Annotated in this window: 13 protein-coding genes; 7 read left to right on the forward strand and 6 right to left on the reverse strand. The window is 69.2% G+C overall.

The window, feature by feature from the left end; all coding sequences use genetic code 11:
• Positions 1 to 11 precede the first annotated feature (11 nt).
• Genes NX1_RS04675 through NX1_RS04685 form a run of 3 tightly spaced genes read right to left on the reverse strand, consistent with a single transcriptional unit; the run spans position 12 to position 3,252 of the window.
• The gene (locus NX1_RS04675; protein WP_068054325.1) at positions 12 to 1,385 is read right to left on the reverse strand and encodes a VWA domain-containing protein; all 1,374 of its coding nucleotides are present in this window, start codon (positions 1,383 to 1,385) and stop codon (positions 12 to 14) included.
• On the reverse strand, positions 1,382 to 2,758 hold the full coding sequence (locus NX1_RS04680) for a hypothetical protein (protein WP_068054559.1): 1,377 nt from the start codon (positions 2,756 to 2,758) through the stop codon (positions 1,382 to 1,384). Before NX1_RS04680 ends, NX1_RS04675 begins: the two co-directional genes overlap by 4 nt.
• Positions 2,758 to 3,252 carry a hypothetical protein gene (locus tag NX1_RS04685; protein ID WP_068054328.1) on the reverse strand — a complete coding sequence of 165 codons (495 nt, stop codon included), beginning with the start codon at positions 3,250 to 3,252 and terminating at the stop codon, positions 2,758 to 2,760. The genes NX1_RS04680 and NX1_RS04685 overlap by 1 nt, the downstream gene beginning before the upstream one ends.
• Before the next feature lie 298 nt (positions 3,253 to 3,550).
• On the opposite strand from NX1_RS04685, the gene NX1_RS04690 reads away from it, so the two are divergent.
• From NX1_RS04690 to hutU, 5 genes are all read left to right on the forward strand, one after another.
• A complete protein-coding gene (locus NX1_RS04690) occupies positions 3,551 to 5,098 on the forward strand; it encodes a phytoene desaturase family protein (protein ID WP_068054331.1) in 1,548 nt (515 codons plus the stop codon).
• A 143-nt stretch (positions 5,099 to 5,241) separates the two neighbouring features.
• Entirely contained in the window at positions 5,242 to 6,030 is a 789-nt protein-coding gene (locus NX1_RS04695; protein ID WP_068054332.1) for an SAM-dependent methyltransferase, read from the forward strand.
• 73 nt (positions 6,031 to 6,103) lie between these two features.
• Entirely contained in the window at positions 6,104 to 6,829 is a 726-nt protein-coding gene (locus NX1_RS04700; protein WP_068054335.1) for a ferritin-like domain-containing protein, read from the forward strand.
• Between the two features lie 451 nt (positions 6,830 to 7,280).
• Entirely contained in the window at positions 7,281 to 8,849 is a 1,569-nt protein-coding gene (gene hutH / locus NX1_RS04705) for a histidine ammonia-lyase (RefSeq protein WP_068054338.1), read from the forward strand.
• Positions 8,849 to 10,510: a urocanate hydratase gene (gene hutU, locus NX1_RS04710; RefSeq protein WP_068054341.1), complete on the forward strand. Its 1,662-nt coding sequence runs from the start codon at positions 8,849 to 8,851 to the stop codon at positions 10,508 to 10,510. Before hutH ends, hutU begins: the two co-directional genes overlap by 1 nt.
• A gap of 6 nt (positions 10,511 to 10,516) precedes the next feature.
• Here the strand turns inward: hutU and NX1_RS04715 are convergent, their stop codons facing one another.
• The gene (locus NX1_RS04715) at positions 10,517 to 11,629 is read right to left on the reverse strand and encodes a PQQ-dependent sugar dehydrogenase (RefSeq protein ID WP_068054344.1); all 1,113 of its coding nucleotides are present in this window, start codon (positions 11,627 to 11,629) and stop codon (positions 10,517 to 10,519) included.
• A gap of 685 nt (positions 11,630 to 12,314) precedes the next feature.
• Here NX1_RS04715 and NX1_RS04720 point away from each other — a divergent pair.
• A complete protein-coding gene (locus NX1_RS04720) occupies positions 12,315 to 13,949 on the forward strand; it encodes a CocE/NonD family hydrolase (protein ID WP_157119541.1) in 1,635 nt (544 codons plus the stop codon).
• 88 nt (positions 13,950 to 14,037) lie between these two features.
• On the opposite strand, the gene NX1_RS04725 is transcribed toward NX1_RS04720, so the two are convergent.
• Together NX1_RS04725 and NX1_RS35980 are read right to left on the reverse strand one after the other, a co-directional pair.
• Positions 14,038 to 14,970 carry a DUF5995 family protein gene (locus NX1_RS04725; RefSeq protein ID WP_068054350.1) on the reverse strand — a complete coding sequence of 311 codons (933 nt, stop codon included), beginning with the start codon at positions 14,968 to 14,970 and terminating at the stop codon, positions 14,038 to 14,040.
• Positions 14,971 to 15,218: 248 nt separating this feature from the next.
• On the reverse strand, positions 15,219 to 15,707 hold the full coding sequence (locus tag NX1_RS35980; protein WP_169812181.1) for a DUF4345 domain-containing protein: 489 nt from the start codon (positions 15,705 to 15,707) through the stop codon (positions 15,219 to 15,221).
• Here NX1_RS35980 and NX1_RS35985 point away from each other — a divergent pair.
• Positions 15,702 to 15,950, forward strand: a complete 249-nt coding sequence (locus NX1_RS35985) for a hypothetical protein (RefSeq protein WP_169812182.1) — start codon at positions 15,702 to 15,704, stop codon at positions 15,948 to 15,950. The two genes, NX1_RS35980 and NX1_RS35985, sit on opposite strands and share 6 nt — an antisense overlap.
• The last annotated feature ends 48 nt before the right edge of the window (positions 15,951 to 15,998 follow it).

Consider the following 15,998-nt stretch of genomic DNA (forward strand, 5'->3'; position numbering starts at 1 on the left):
TCTGAGGTCTCCTAGTCGAGAAAGTTCTTGAGTTCGAACACGAGTTTCTGGATGCGGCCCGAGATCACCGGCGTGCCCATGGCCTTCAAGCGTTCCCGGAACCAGGGATTCACGCTCTGGTGCCCGGAGCTGTTGACCGAGCCGACCGGGATCAGCTTCACGCCGTTGCGATGCACGGCCTGCATGCTCTCGTAGAGCGGCTGGGAGCGGTCGAACTCGTAGAAGTCCGAGATCCACACCAGCACGGTGTTGGTCGGGTCGACGATCTTGGGCTGGGCCATCGCCATGGCGACGGGGCCGTCGTTGCCGCCGCCGAGATTGGTGCGCAACAGCACCTCGAAGGGATCGTGTACCCACGGCGTCAGGTCGATGGCGCGGGTGTCGTAGGCGATCAGGTGCACGTCGACCTTGGGCAGCCCGGCGAAGATCGAGGCGAGGATGGTGCAGTTCACCATCGAGTCCACCATCGAACCGGACTGGTCGACCACCACGATCATCCGCGCGGGCACGGTGCGCTTGGCGGTCTGCCGATAGAACAGCCGATCCACGTAGAGCCGCTCGTCCTCCGGATTCCAGTTGGTGAGGTTCTTCCAGATGGTGCGATCCACATCCAGATTGCGCAGGATGCGCTTCGGCGGCACCGACCGGTCGATGGTGCCCGCGGTGGTCTGCTGCACCTGGGTGCGCAGCACCTCGGCGACTTGCTCGACGTAGCGCCGGATGAGCGATTTGGCGTTGGCCAGCGCGACGCCGGACAGATTCGCCTTGTCGCGCAACAGCTGTTCGAGCAGCGACATGCTCGGCGTCAGCTGGGACGCCAGCGCGGGATCGGCGAGCACTTCGCGCAGCCGCATCCGGGAGACCAGGTCGGCCTCGAGATCGGCGAGCACGCCGCGCACCTCGCCGCCGCCCTTCTCGCCGAGCATGCGCCGCAACCAGCCCGCATCGCGCTGCCAGCCGGCGAGCTGGGTCGCGCTGACCGTGCCGCCGCCCGTCGCGAAGACGTTCAGCAACAGCTTGGACACCAGCGCCGCCGAGCGCACCTCGCCCGCGCCGATGATCGCATCGACCTCTGTGTCGATGGGAGTCTGCTGTTCCCCGGATTCGGTAGCGTCCGATTCCGGCGCGTCTTCTCGGCCACCGGTCGCCGATTCCGCGGCACGCACGTGCTCGCCGAGGCCGTCGAATTCGGATCCCAGATCCGGGAAGCGTTGCACGACATTGTCTATCGAGACGCCGGGGTCGAGCAGCGCCGCGGGCAGGCCGAGGTCGTCGACGATCGCGACGCTCGACGTCTCCAGCGCGGGCTGGGCCTCGCTGTCGAAAATGCCCGCCAGCAGCCGCCAGTAGAGGATCTGCCGTCGAGTCTCGTTGCTGTCGGTCATTTTCTCAGCAGCCGTCCCGCTCGTTCCCTGAGCACCGCCACCGCGTCGCCCGACTTCGCTTGCGCCTTGACCACTTTGGGTTCCGTCGGGCCGCAGGCCCACTCGCCGCCGTGCACGTCGACCTCGACGCCCTTGGCCTTCTTGCGCACCGCGAGCGGTCGCAGCGACCACCGCCCGGCGTCCCAGCGCAGCAGGCCGAGGCAGGTCGATGAACTGTTCACCGCGGCGGGGGTGAGCGGGCCGCAGGTGGGCAGCCGATCCAGCTCGATCGCGAGCCGGCGGCCGTCCAGCTCGATGGCGCCGTCCTCGACCTTGTAGCCCTCCAGCAGGACCGGTTCGCACACGTGCACCGGATCGCGATCGAGCGGCGCAACGGCCGGTGCGAGCGCGCCCGCCAGTCCCACGCGCGCGGTGGCGAACGGATCAGCGCTCGCGCCGAGACGGGCCGACTCGTCGGCCCAGATCAGGTCGCCGCCTGCGGTCATCGGCATGCCGTCGACGTCGAGGCTCAGCCGTTCGGCTATCGCCTTCATCAGCTGCGGATGGTCGGTGAACAGCTGCCAGATCGCGGGGCCGACGATCGTGTCGACCTTGGCCGCGGCGACGCTGACCCGCACCCGGCGCGCCTCGCCCGCCGCCGACTCCAGCAGCGCGTACAGCTGAACCTGCACCGCCGTGCCGTGCTCGTGCACGTCGACGCCGAGCGGCAGCAGACGTCCGGACACCGGCGTCGTCTCCGCGAATCCGCCTGTGCGCCAGGACAACAGGAGCGCACGCGCCCACAGATCCGCCCAGCGGCGCGCAGGCAGCCGGTCCAGCGTCGCGATCGGACAGCTGGCGCGCAGCTCGGCCGTCAGGCCGTCGAGCAGCACGGCGAGCCTGCGCAGGGCCGGTTCGGCCAGCAGCGCCTCGACGGTCTGATCGGCGGCGGAGACCAGGTCGTGGTCGACGCCGCGCCATCCCGTGATGGCCACCTCCTGCAACCAGGCGCGGCTGCCCACCGCAAGGTTGTGCGGTGTGTGCGCGGGCTCCGGCTGTTCCCAGGCGGCGCGCTCGCGTCCCATCGCCGTGTCCACGCGGTCGAGCAGCGCATCGTGCACGGCGCCGAGCAACGCGGCTCGCCCGCCCGCCAGCGCCGAAAGCTCCTCGGGGCCGATCGAACCCGCGCTCAGTTTCGCGACCGCCTCGGCGATCGCGGGCCCGAGCGGGGACCCGCCGGTCGCCGCGGCGAGGTTCGCCAGCGCTGCCGTGTGTTCGTCGGCGAGCCGCGCTAATCCGTGGCTCAGCGCGGTGTCGAATCCGGCCACCACGTCGAGCGCCTCCGCCACCCCCGGCAGCGGCTCGAGCAGTTCGGCCACATGTACGCCGAGCATCAGCGGCTCACCCCCGTCGCGGGGAACCACTGCAACTCGGGGATCGGCGCGGCGCCGCCCGGCAGCTCCAGATACGCCAGATGGCGCAGGAAGCGGCTGAACACGACGGCCGCGGGGGCCGGCTCGTGCGAGCAGTTCAGCGCGTGGTAAAGGCTCGCGCCCTCGGCGATCTCGACGCCGAGATAGCGGGCCACCCGTTCGGCGCCGTACTGGACGATCGCCTCGTCGAGCAGCGCGTGGATGTGCTTGCACGGATAGGAACCGCGCAGGCCGCCGCACGGCCGATTGTTGTTGGTGCTGCAGCTGAGTCCGTGCGTCTTCGCCGACACCGACGAGACGTACACCCGCGCGATGTCCGATCCGCTCGACACCACGCCCTGCAACCGCCCGTCCGCCATTTCGACGAAGGGCACCTTGGCCAGCTTGCGCGGCGCGACGACGGGCAGCGTCTGCACCACCGCCGCCCGCTCCCACTCGCGGTCACCCGAGTCCATCGCGTTCCCTCCCGTTTCTCTCCATGACCGAAAACCTACGCGAGCCCACCGACAAGTTCGCGGCCCAGTTGTCGATCTTGTGGAAAGCGACAAGCGCTGTCCCGCAGTACTTTTCGGAACAGCGGATGTTGTCGGTACCGGCTGCTAACCTCGCGCTGGGCGACGCCTGGCCAGGCCGGGAACCAGCCCAAGAGCTGGCCCCGGAACCGGCCTTCGGCCACTCGCCTCAGCCGGTCACGCGCGGCTCGGCGGCGCGTCGGCGCGCCCGGTCCCGGCACGGCCGTGGTATCGAGGACGGATGACACCGACGCGCTCTTCCTACGACGTCGTTGTGGTCGGCGGCGGCCACAACGGCTTGGTCGCCGCCGCCTACCTGGCGCGGGCCGGGCGCTCGGTGCTGCTGCTCGAACGGCAGTCGCACACCGGCGGCGCGGCCGTGTCGGAGCGCCCGTTTCCCGGTGTCGACGCGCGAGTGTCGCGGTACTCGTATCTGGTCAGTCTGTTGCCCGCGAGCATCGTGCGCGATCTCGGCCTGCGGTTCGAAACCCGGCGCAGGCGGATCTCCTCCTACACCCCGGTCGGCGACGGCGGGTTGCTGGTCGACACCGGATCCGAGGCGCGCACCAGGGCGAGCTTCGTCCGGCTGACCGGTTCGGAGCGTGACTTCGAGGCGTGGCAGCGGTTCTACGAGCGCACCGGCGCGATGGCGCGGCGCGTATTCCCCACCCTGACCGAACCGCTGCCGACCCGGACGGAATTGCGCCGCATCGTCGCGGACGACGAGCTGTGGGACGCCGTGTTCGAGCGGCCGCTGGGGGAGACGATCGAGGAGACCTTCGCCGACGACACCGTGCGCGGGGTGGTGTTCACCGACGCCCTGATCGGCACCTTCACCCATGCGCACGATCCAACGCTGCGGCAGAACCGGTGCTTCCTCTACCACGTGATCGGCGGCGGTACCGGCGACTGGGACGTGCCGGTGGGCGGCATGGGCGCGCTCACCGACGCGCTGGCGGACGCGGCCCGCGCGGCGGGGGCCGAGCTGATCACCGGATGCGCGGTGACCGGTGTCGACAGCGACGGCGTCGCGGCGCAAGTGCGCTACGAGGGCGGCGTCGCCGGTGCGCGGCACGTGCTGGTCAACGCAGCGCCGCACGAGCTCGCGCGGCTGCTCGGCGCACCGGACGAGCCGAAACCCGAAGGCTCCCAATTGAAGGTGAACATGGTGCTGCGGCGCCTGCCGCGCCTGCGCGACACGGTGACCGATCCCGCCGAGGCGTTCGCCGGGACCTTCCACATCGCCGAATCGTATGCCGAGCTCGAACGGTCCTATCGGGAAGCGGAAGCCGGAAAGATTCCCGCGGCGCCACCGTCCGAAATCTATTGCCACACACTGACCGATCCATCGATCCTGTCCGCCGATGCCGTGGCACGCGGCATGCACACCCTCACCCTTTTCGGTCTGCACACTCCCGCGAGGCTTTTCCGCGACGATCCCGCCGCGGCGCGCACGGCTGCGATGAAAGGCGTACTCGTACAACTGGATCGGGTGCTGGCCGAGCCGATCGCCGAATGCCTCGCCGAGGACGCCGACGGAGCCCCCTGCCTGGAGGTGAAGTCTCCGCTCGATCTGGAGCGCGAGGTGGGGCTGCCCGGAGGCCATATCTTCCACCGCGATCTCGCGTTTCCCTACCGCGAGGACCACGGCGCGACCGATCCCGCCGTGCGCTGGGGCGTCGCGACCGGCGTGCGCAATGTCTTCCTCTGCGGTTCGGGCGCGGTGCGCGGCGGCGGAGTCAGCGGCATCCCCGGCCACAATGCCGCGCGGGCCGTCCTGGAGTCGTGAACCGGACGCCGGACATCTTTCAGCGACCCGCACCGATCCGCCCGCGATCCCCATCCGTCGACGACATCAGCGAACCATTGGATACCGCAAAGTGATCGGCTGTACAGTCACCGCGAGTTGCCGAATCTCGTCCAGGAGCCACCGTGGCAGACAATCGCCCCATCCGTACCGATATCCCGCATTCGGCGCGAATCTGGAACTACTGGCTGGGCGGCGGCGACTACTACGAGGCCGATCGGATGGCGGGTGAGGCCGCTGTCGCGCAGTATCCCGAGATCACGGCGATCGCGATGCAGTCGCGGCAGTTCCTGATCAGATCGGTGCGATATCTGGCCGCCGAAGCGGGCATTCGCCAGTTCCTCGACATCGGCACCGGGCTGCCGACCATGCAGAACACTCACGAGGTGGCGCAGTCGGCCGCCCCAGACTCCAAGATCGTCTACGTGGACAACGATCCGCTCGTCCTCGCGCACGCGAGGGCGCTGCTGGTCAACACCACCGACGAGGGCGTGACCACCTATTTGGAGGCGGATTTCCACCGGCCCGAGGTGATCCTCGCCGACTCCCGTCACGTGCTGAACTTCAGCAAGCCGATAGCGATCATGTTCATCGGTGTGCTCGGGCACGCGCGCAGCTACGAGGAGGTGCGACGCGTGGTGGACGCCATGATGGACGGCGTGCCCTCGGGCAGCTACCTGGTCCTGGCCGACGGCGCCACCGACGACAAGGCGTACGTGCGCATGTGCGAGAACTACGCCAAAACCGGTGGGGATCCGTACATTCCGCGCAGCTCCGCCGAGATCGCCGGCATCTTCGATGGACTGGCGCTGGTCGACCCCGGTGTGGTGCCGATCGACCATTGGCGCACCGACGAGGCAGCCCGAGGCGTGCGTGGCGTCTCGGCGTGGGGCGGCGTCGGTCGCAAACCCTGACCCGCGGGCGTCTTCACGAAATCTCCACCGAGCCACCCCGGTATCGGCGCACCGCGCCCCTAGGGTGGCTCACATGGTGATCGAGCAGCTCGAATCGGACGAATTCTCCCGTTGGGCAGGGGAATTCGAGGGGAAGGCGCGCGCGAGGGCAGCGGCGGGCGACCCGGACTGGAGTCGCGGCGGCCGGCTCCATCCGGCCGTCGCGCGCAGCGTACAGCGGTTCCAGGTCGGCGAGAGCGGCGACGGGGCCGACCTCATCGCCAAAGCCGAACGGGCCGGGGACCCGGTGTACACGGCGGCGGTCCGGTTGTTCGTCGAGGAGGAACGCAACCACGCCCGCTTGCTCGCCCGGCTGCTGGACGCGGCGGGGGAGCAGACCATCGCGCACCACTGGACCGATGCCGTCTTCGTCCGGCTGCGCCGGGCGCTGGGGTTGCGCCTCGAACTGATGGTGCTGATGGTCGCCGAAATCGTTGCCCTCCAGTACTACCGGGCGCTGCGGGACGGCTCGGGCGACGCGCTCACCACCAGCGTCGCCGCGCTCATCCTCGACGACGAACGCAGGCACGTCCCGTTCCACACCCAACGGCTCCGCGCGGCCTTCGCGGACGTCCGTCTCCCCAGCCGCCTTGCCGCCCGCGCCTCCTGGTGGATCCTGCTGACCGGCGCCACCCTCGTGGTCGCGCACGACCACGGCCCCGCACTACGCGAACTCGGTTGTTCCCGAACGGAATTCGTTCGCGCGACACTCGGTCTCTTCGCGACGATCGCGCCGACCGCGATTCGCGGTCGGCAGTGATCAGTAACCCTAGGATTCGCCCGCCGGCTTCTCGGCGCGGCGGTCCGCTGCCAGGGCAGCTTGCGGCGCAGCGCTTCCCGGATGTGCCGGTCGAGGCGACATAGGCCTTCTCGGTATCGGCGCCGACCAGGTGGAGGCGATATCAGGGTCGGCGAAGGCCGCTCGAGGTTCCGCCGCGTCGTGCGCCGCGCCGGGCAGTTCCAGATAGTCCCGGATCGTTGTAGTGCTGATCGGCGATGATCAGACTCGATCCTCGAGCCCGAGTTCGTGTAGTTCGGCGAGCAGCAGGTCGCTGTCGTGGCTGAGCAGTTCCGGGTCGGCGCCGTCTTCGACGAGACAGAATTCGACCTGTTCGCGCATCGAGTCCCCCGGATACGTCGTCGCTGATTCGGACCCTCAATATAGGTGGTTTCGCCGGAGCGGGCCGGATCATTCGGCGCAGAATGGAGCCATGCCGGATATCGCGTCGCAGTCGGCCGTGATAATCGATGGGCCGCTGACCAGGGCACAGGTCGTCGCGGTCGCGCGCGACGGCGTTCCGGTTCGTTTGAGCGCCGCCGCCGAGCAGCGGCTGATCGCCGCTCGCGCGCACGTCGACGCCTTGGCAGAGGCGCCGACGCCGACCTACGGCGTCTCCACCGGATTCGGCGCGCTGGCGATCCGCCACATCCCGCCGGAGCGCCGCGCCGCGCTGCAACGATCGCTGATCCGCTCGCACGCCGCGGGCGCGGGCCCCGCCGTGCAGCGGGAGGTGGTGCGCGCGCAGATGGTGCTGCGACTGCGCACCCTCGCCTCGGGATACACCGGAGCCCAGCCCGCGACCGTGCACGCGCTGGCCGCCGTGCTCAACGCAGGCATCACCCCCGAGGTGCCCGAGTTCGGCTCGCTCGGCTGCTCCGGCGACCTCGCGCCGCTGGCCGCGGTCGCTCTCGCGCTCATGGGCGAAGGCGCCGTGACCGATGCCGAGGGACACCGGACCGAGGCCCGAGAAGCCCTGCGCGCCAGCGGCATCACCCCCGTCGTGCTGGCGGACAAGGAAGGGCTCGCCCTCACCAACGGCACCGAGGGCATGCTCGGCATGCTGGTGCTCGCGCTCGCCGACCTGCACCGGCTGCTCGACGTCGCCGACGTCACCGCCGCGATGAGCGTCGAAGCGCTGCTCGGCACCGACCGCGTCTTCGCCGCCGACCTGCAAGCCCTGCGGCCGCACCCGGGCCAGGCGCTGGCCGCGGCGCGGATGCGGGCCGCGCTCGCCGGTTCCCAGATCGTGGCCAGCCACCGGGACTGTCATCGAACGCAGGACGCCTACTCGCTGCGGTGCGCGCCGCAGGTGCACGGCGCGGCCCGCGACACCGTCGCCTACGCGGAGACGGTGGCCGACCGTGAGCTGGCCGCCGCCATCGACAATCCGGTGGTGCTGGCCGATGGACGCCTGGAATCCAACGGCAACTTCCACGGCGCGCCACTGGCCTACGTGCTCGATTTCCTGGCCATCCCGGTCGCCGACCTCGCGAGCATGGCCGAACGCCGCACCGACCGCATGCTGGATGTCGCTCGCTCCCAGGGACTTCCGCCGTTCCTGGCCGCCGACCCCGGCGTCGATTCCGGGCACATGATCGCCCAGTACACCCAGGCCGCGCTGGTCGCCGAACTGAAGCGGATCGCGGTGCCCGCCTCGGTGGATTCCATCCCGAGCAGCGCCATGCAGGAGGACCACGTGTCCATGGGCTGGTCGTCCGCGCGCAAACTCCGCACGGCGGTGGACGGGCTCACCACCGTGCTCGCGGTGGAATACCTCACCGCCGCCCGCGCGCTCGAATTCCGAGCCCCGCTGCGCCCGGCGCCCGCCACCGCCGCGGCGGTGGCGCTGTTGCGCACCAGGGTCGATGGACCGGGACCGGATCGGCATCTCGCCCCGGAGATCGCGGCCGCCGCGGACCTGATCCGCGACGGCGCGTTGCTGCGCGCGGTCGCACCGCACGTCGAGTCGGATTCGGTACCCGGCGAACGGAGGCAGTGATGACAACGGAGCATCCGACGGTGCGTGCGGCGCGCGGCACCCATTTGACGGCCCGCACCTGGCAGACGGAGGCCGCGCTGCGCATGCTGCACAACAACCTCGACCCCGAGGTCGCCGAACGCCCGCACGACCTGGTGGTCTACGGCGGCACCGGCAAGGCGGCCAGGGATTGGGCCAGTTTCGACGCGATCAGCCGCACGCTGACCACGCTCGCGCCGGACGAGACGCTGCTGGTGCAGTCGGGTAAACCGGTCGGCGTGCTGCGCACGCACGAGTGGGCGCCGCGGGTGCTGATCGCGAACTCGAATCTGGTGGGAGATTGGGCGACGTGGCCCGAGTTCCGCAGGCTGGAGGCGCTCGGGCTGACCATGTACGGGCAGATGACCGCGGGCTCCTGGATCTACATCGGCACCCAGGGCATCCTCCAGGGCACCTACGAGACCTTCGCCGCCATCGCGGACAAGCGGTTCGGCGGCACCCTGGCAGGCACGTTGACGCTCAGCGCGGGCCTCGGCGGGATGGGCGGCGCGCAACCGCTGGCGGTGACCATGAACGGCGGCGCGGCGCTGATCGTCGAATGCGATCCCGCGCGGGCGCGGCGCAGGCTGCACGATCGCTATCTGGACGAGATCGCCGACGATTTCGACGACGCGATCCGCCGGGTCACCGCCGCGCGCGAGGAACGAAAGGCGTTGTCCGTCGGCCTGATCGGCAACGCGGCGGAGCTGCTGCCGCGCCTGGCGGCGGCGGACCTGCCCGCCGACATCGTCACCGACCAGACCTCGGCCCACGATCCGCTGTCCTACCTGCCCCGCGCTGTCGACTTGGCCGACTGGCACGGCTACGCGTCCCGCAAACCCGACGAATTCACCGCGCGTGCAAGGGAATCCATGGCCGAACACGTCGACGGCATGCTGCGTTTCCTCGACCGCGGCGCGGAGGTCTTCGACTACGGCAACTCGCTGCGCGGTGAAGCCCGCCTCGGCGGATGCGAAAGAGCCTTCGACTATCCAAGTTTCGTGCCCGCCTATATCCGGCCGTTGTTCTGCGCGGGCAAGGGACCGTTCCGCTGGGCTGCACTGTCCGGTGACCCCGCCGATATCGCCGCGACCGATCGCGCGATCCTGGACCTGTTCCCGCACAACGAATCCCTGCGCCGGTGGATCGCGCTGGCTGGGCAGCGCGTGGCATTCCAGGGATTGCCCGCGCGGATCTGCTGGCTCGGCTACGGCGAGCGGCACCTGGCCGGATTGCGGTTCAACGAGATGGTCGCGAGCGGCGAGCTGCGGGCGCCGGTCGTGATCGGCCGCGACCATCTCGATTCCGGCAGCGTCGCCTCGCCCTACCGCGAAACCGAGGCGATGGCAGACGGTTCCGACGCCATCGCGGACTGGCCGCTGCTCAATGCCCTGGTGAACACCGCGTCCGGGGCCAGCTGGGTGTCCATCCACCACGGCGGTGGTGTCGGCATCGGGAGGTCGATACACGCCGGGCAGGTGTGTGTGGCCGACGGCACCGAGCCTGCGGGGCAGAAACTCGAACGCGTGCTGACCAACGATCCGGCGATGGGCGTGCTGCGGCACGCGGACGCGGGATACGAGCGAGCCATGTCCGTCGCGGAGTCGGAAGGACTGCGGATCCCGTTGCGGGACAACGGCTGAGCTGGTTCAGCGCGCCGGGAACCGGAGGATGCGGTCGTCGCCGGGACGCACGTCGCCGCGGCCGTCGGTGTTCGAGGTGGTTACCCACAGTGCTCCGTCCGGCGCCACCGCCACGGTGCGCAGTCGACCGTATCGCTCCTCGAACAACGCTCGCGGTGTGCCCGCCGATCCGTCCATCAACGGTACGGTCCACAGCCTTTCGCCGCGCAGCGCCGCGGCGTAGAGGGTGTCGCCCGCGATGGCGATGCCCGACGGCGACGCCTCGGCCGTGGTCCACGTGACGACCGGGTCGGCGTAACCGCGTCCCGCGCCGCCACCGCCCTCCACCGCGGGCCACCCGTAGTTGCGGTTCGGCTCGATGAGATTGATCTCGTCGAGGCGATTCTGGCCGAACTCGGCGGCGAACAACCGGCCCGCCCGATCCCACGCGAGACCCTGCACGTTCCGGTGGCCGAGGCTGTAGACCGGCGAATCCGGATTCGGATTGCCCGGCGCGGGTCTGCCGTCCGGCGTCAGACGCAGGATCTTGCCGTTCGGCGAGGCCGGATCCTGGGCAAGCGCGCTGCGTGCCGCGTCGCCGGTGCCGACGTAGAGCATGCCGTCGGGCCCGAACGCGATCCGCCCGCCATTGTGGATGCCCGCCTTGGCGATGCCGTCGAAGACGACCTCGGGTGGTCCGCCGAGCCGGAATCGCACGATCCGGTTGTCCGAGCTCGCGGTGAAATAGGCATAGACGTAACCATTTTCGGCAAACTGTGGCGATGCGGCGAGACCGAGCAGTCCGCCTTCGCCGCCCGCGGCGACCCCTGGTACGTCGTACACCGCCTCCGGCGGCCGTCCTGGCGCCACGCGCAAGATCTTCCCCGTGTCGCGCTCCGCGACCAGCGCCGTGCCGTCGGGCAGGAACGCGAGACCCCACGGCACATCGATTCCCTGCGCCACTTCCTCGGGGGACGCCAGATCGGGCACGCCGGACGGGCTGCTCGCGACGGTGCTGGTCACGATCGGCGTCGTCGTCTCCCCGGTCTGTGTGCGCTCGGAGCTACAGGCGGCGACCACGGAGACAGCGAGCAGGGCGGCGTAGGTCGCTGCCCTAGCCTTCACCCGCACAGATCCCATGATTGTGCTCCCTGTCCGCTCGACCGGCACGGTCCGCGAGTTCGGTGAACGAACCGAGCCCGCTCTCCACCGCTGAGCGGTGTGCCCGAGACCGGAGGCCTCGGTGCTCGTACCGCCCTTCTCGATCATGCACTGTGTCGGCGCCGGGAGAAACGAGGGGCCGCGCGGCCGGTCGCGGCGTGATTACCGCCCGCCGGCCCGGGCATGCACCGGGCAGGGCACATCGGAAGCGCCGATGTGACGGCGACCGCCGTCGGAGATTCGACCACGAAGGTTCGAGGCGGGCGGTAAAATTCCCCACGGGCAGAGATCGGTACAGCGTTCGAGACGTGAAGGCGCACAACGGTACTTGATCAGAATCGGGGCCGGAAGCCCCGGGATTCAGTGCTTACGGTCGGATTCCTCGAATAGTCGTCGCTGTGCCAAACGATCGCCGCACCCCGGAACCCGATCGCCGAGCGGACAGCGCGGTGACCTGAATCGGTAGCCCGCGGCGCGGCCGCTGGAGCGTGTGGACGGTGCGTGGCAATGCAGCGGGCCGTCGCGTCGATCAGCTTGTGCGACAAGGTATCTCCGCATCGGAATGGTTTCTGCGCGGCGGTGCGCCGACCCCTCCTCCTGTTCGGGTGAGGGTCGGCCCGGCATCGGGAACGCCTTCGGACAAAAAGGATCGAAAGGAATGGACATGTCACAGACTCCCCAGGACCGACTGCGGTTGCTTTCTTCCGATCAGGAATCCGACGTCGAAGCGGTCGTGCGCGACCTGCTCACCGGAAACGCCGCGGGCGTCCCGGCCGACCTCGTCGACGACATCGACGCGGTCCGCACGCAGTGCCGCATCGACGCCGTGCAAATACCCGGCGAGGGAGGCGTGCTGCTGGACGCGTTCGCCGCCTGTCCGCTCACCGGCGGCCCGCACCCGCTGATCGTCCTGCCCGCCGGACTCGACCCGTCCGGCTGGAAGATGTACGGCGGCGCCATCATCCGATTGCTGATGCGCCGCTACGCCGTAGTCGCGTACACCGAACGGGGTCTGCCGGGTTCCCAAGGCGAGCTGACGGTGGCCGGGCCGGAAGACGTCGCGGACGGGCGCAAGGTTATCGACTGGGCGCTCGGGAGCACCGGACTCGACGCCGATCCGGAGCGGATCGGCATGATGGGCATCTCCTACGGTTCCGGTATCAGCCAGCTGGTCGCGAACTCGGAGCCGCGGGTCAAGGCGGTCGTCGCGCTGAGCACGTGGGCGGACCTGGGCCGAGCGCTCTACGACAACCGGACGCGGCACATCCTGGCCGCGGAAGCTCTCGCCGCGATCAGCGACCGGCCCAGTGCCGACCTGCGGAGGGTGCTCGAGGACTTCCGGCAGAACACCAATATCGACGAGGTGCTGAACTGGGCGGAACAACGCTCGCCCGCGCACATGGAACCGGGCGCACGAGCTGTGCCGACCTTTTTCACCAGCTACTGGCACGAGACCATCTTTCCGCAGAACCAGCTGCTCGACTACTTCGATCGCTACCCCGGCTCCAAGCGCCTCGATCTCGCCGTTGGCGACCACGGCGCCGTGGAGATTCCCGGAGTCACCCTCGGCGTGTACACCCGGACCACCGAAGCGGCCTACGACTGGCTCGACCACCACCTGCGCGGCGTGGACAACGGCATCGACCGCGACGGCGTCGTGCACACCGAGACGATGGACACCTTCGTCATGAAGTCCGCCGCGGACCTGAAATCCTGGTCGAAGTCGATGCTTCGCTACTACCTCAGCGCCCCCAGCGGCGGATCCACCGACGGCGCGTTGATCCCGGCTCCCGCGTCGGCCTACAGCCAGCGCATTCGGGTTGGCAGCGAAGAGGTTCAGGCGGCGAGCTCGCTGGTATTCGACGGTTTCCTCGAGCGGCTTCTCATGCCCAAGCGCCAACTGCTCGACGACGTCGACCGCGGCGCCGCCGCCGTCTGGACCACCGATGCGCTGCCCAGGCCCCAGCGCATCGCGGGCGTCCCCGAGGTGCAGGTCACCGTCACCCCCTCCGAGAAGACGGTGACCGTGGTCGCCTATCTGCTCGACCTCAATCCCTTCACCGGCAAGATGCGGGTCATCACCCATGCGGCCGTCACGGCGCAGAACGCGGAGGCCGGTCAGCCGTGCGCGGTGAACGTCCGATTGCAGGCCGCCGACTACTGGATCCGCGCTGGTCACAAATTGACGATGATCATCGACACCAAGGATCATCTATACGGCGACGAAACCATCGCCGGGACCGTCATGCTCTCCGATGAGCGCGGTCCGGCCTACCTGGACATCCCCATGTCGTCCTGACCGCGACCTCGCGCACGGGGCCGCTCCGGCGAGTCAGGAGCGGCCCCGCCTGCGGGAAGCTGGGGGAACCCGCCGCGGTGGAGCCGTTTCACAGCCCGCCGAGCGCGGCGAGGACTTCGAAAGCGGCGTCGGCGCTGTGCCACAGAAGATCCATCTCGGCACGGACGGTAGCGGCCAGGGCCGGATCTTGCAGGGCGAGGCCGTTGCCGAAGATCAGGACGTTGGCGCCCGCGTCGGCCAGACGAAGCAGGGGGCTGGTCGCGACGCCCGCGCCGAGGACGGCGTCGAGCCCCTCACCGAGGAAATAGAAGCGCCACAGCGGACCGAGGTCGCCGCCGTAAACCGCCTTGGTGACCTCGACGATGCGGAAGCCCTCGGTGGCGATGGCGTCGACGAGCCGGAAATAGTCCGGTCCGTTCGCGGGGGTGCCGCGCACTGCCGCCACCGAGAACGAGAGGTCGACGCTGAGGTGTGCGTTGTAGCCCGCCATCGCGACCCTTGCGGGGGAGAGCAGGCACTGTTTCGTCAGGGCGAAGTAGTGCGCCCACTGCGGTTCCGTTGCGCCGCCGCTGAATTCGGCGTGCAGGTTGCGCAGGAAGCGGGACAGCAGATCGAGGCTGATCCGGTGCGACCAGTCCGGGTCGTCGAAGGCCGCCTCGGTGCGCTGAAGCGGCATCACCGCCGCCTGTTCGATGGCGTCGAGCCCGATCGCGAACACGCCGCGCCGGTCACCGTGCTCGGCGAGGATCTCGACGATACGACGGTGGTTGGCGACCGCCTGTTCCAGCCGCTGCATGGTGGCGCCGGTCAGCGCGGTGGTGTCGGAGAGTTCGACAACGGCGTCCACTTCGGCGGCCGACAGCGGTGTGCCGCAAGCGGTATCGACGCCGACGGCGCGTGCTCGCGGTGCGTCGACACCCACCAGCGCCGCCGCGACCAACAGTGCGAGCGAGATCGCCAGAGCGAGTGTCGTGCGCGCGGAACCTTTCACGTGTGCGACGCGCGTGCCTGCCGAATTCATCGCTGCTCCGTTTTTCGAGTTCGGGGCCTGTGCTACACCGAGGGCGTGGCCCTGTGTCGTCCGAGAACCAATCTGAGGACTGGGCCTGTCAACCGAACGAGTATCACACGGGTAGTGGTGAATTCGGGTTGTCGGCATTGTCGGTGCTGGTGATTTCCCATTACGCCGTGACGCTCGTCACGACGATGCCGCGACTTCGCCGGCGTCCCCGCCGCTATTGGAGAGTGGGGATCTCGCCGCATCCGTCGTCATCGGGCCAGCTCGATCAAATCTGCGTGCGCCGTGCGTCCGGTCACACGCTGGAGCAGCGGGGAAACGACCAGCGGCGTAACGATTTCCACCACCATCATGGCGATGTAGAACCAGTGTGGCCAGCCGACGTAGGCGACCGTCATCAGGCGAACCAGACCGCCGACGAAGAATACCGCCATCAGCAGATGGATCAGTCCGGCATTCCGCTCCAAATCCCGTGCGGCCCAGACGCATAGGGTGCCGTACGCGAAGAAGGCATTTCCCGCGCCCTGCTCTACCGCCACTTCCCGAAGAAGAGCGCTCTGTTCGCCGCGATCTATCAGCGAGCCGCGGAATCGCTGCGATCCGAGGTCCGGTTCGAACCCGATGTCCCCCTCGCCGAGCAAGTCGCGGCCGGGCTGGACGCGCACCTGGAGTACTTCGCCGCCAACCGCAACACGGTGCTCGCCGCCAACCGCGCACTGTCCGGAGATCCGGTCGTGCAAGCCATCGTCTACGGGGAACACGCCGCGATGCGCGAGGTCGTACTCCGCGCCACCGGCGTCACCGGCGCGGTCCGCGAGACCGTGTCCGCAATCCTGACGTCCTGGTTGATGTTCGTGCACACGCTGTGCCTGGATTGGCTCGAAAACGACAGCCTCACGCGTGACGAAGTCCGTTCGACCTGCCTCGGAGCACTGACCGGAGCGCTTGCGGCACTGGAGGATTCGCCGCACCCGCCGAACTGACCTCGCCCCGGGTCGGACATGCCTCGCCAACCCCGCCGAAATCCTGGC

This window comes from Nocardia xishanensis NBRC 101358, from assembly GCF_001613365.1.
GTDB classification, from domain to species: Bacteria; Actinomycetota; Actinomycetes; order Mycobacteriales; family Mycobacteriaceae; genus Nocardia; species Nocardia xishanensis.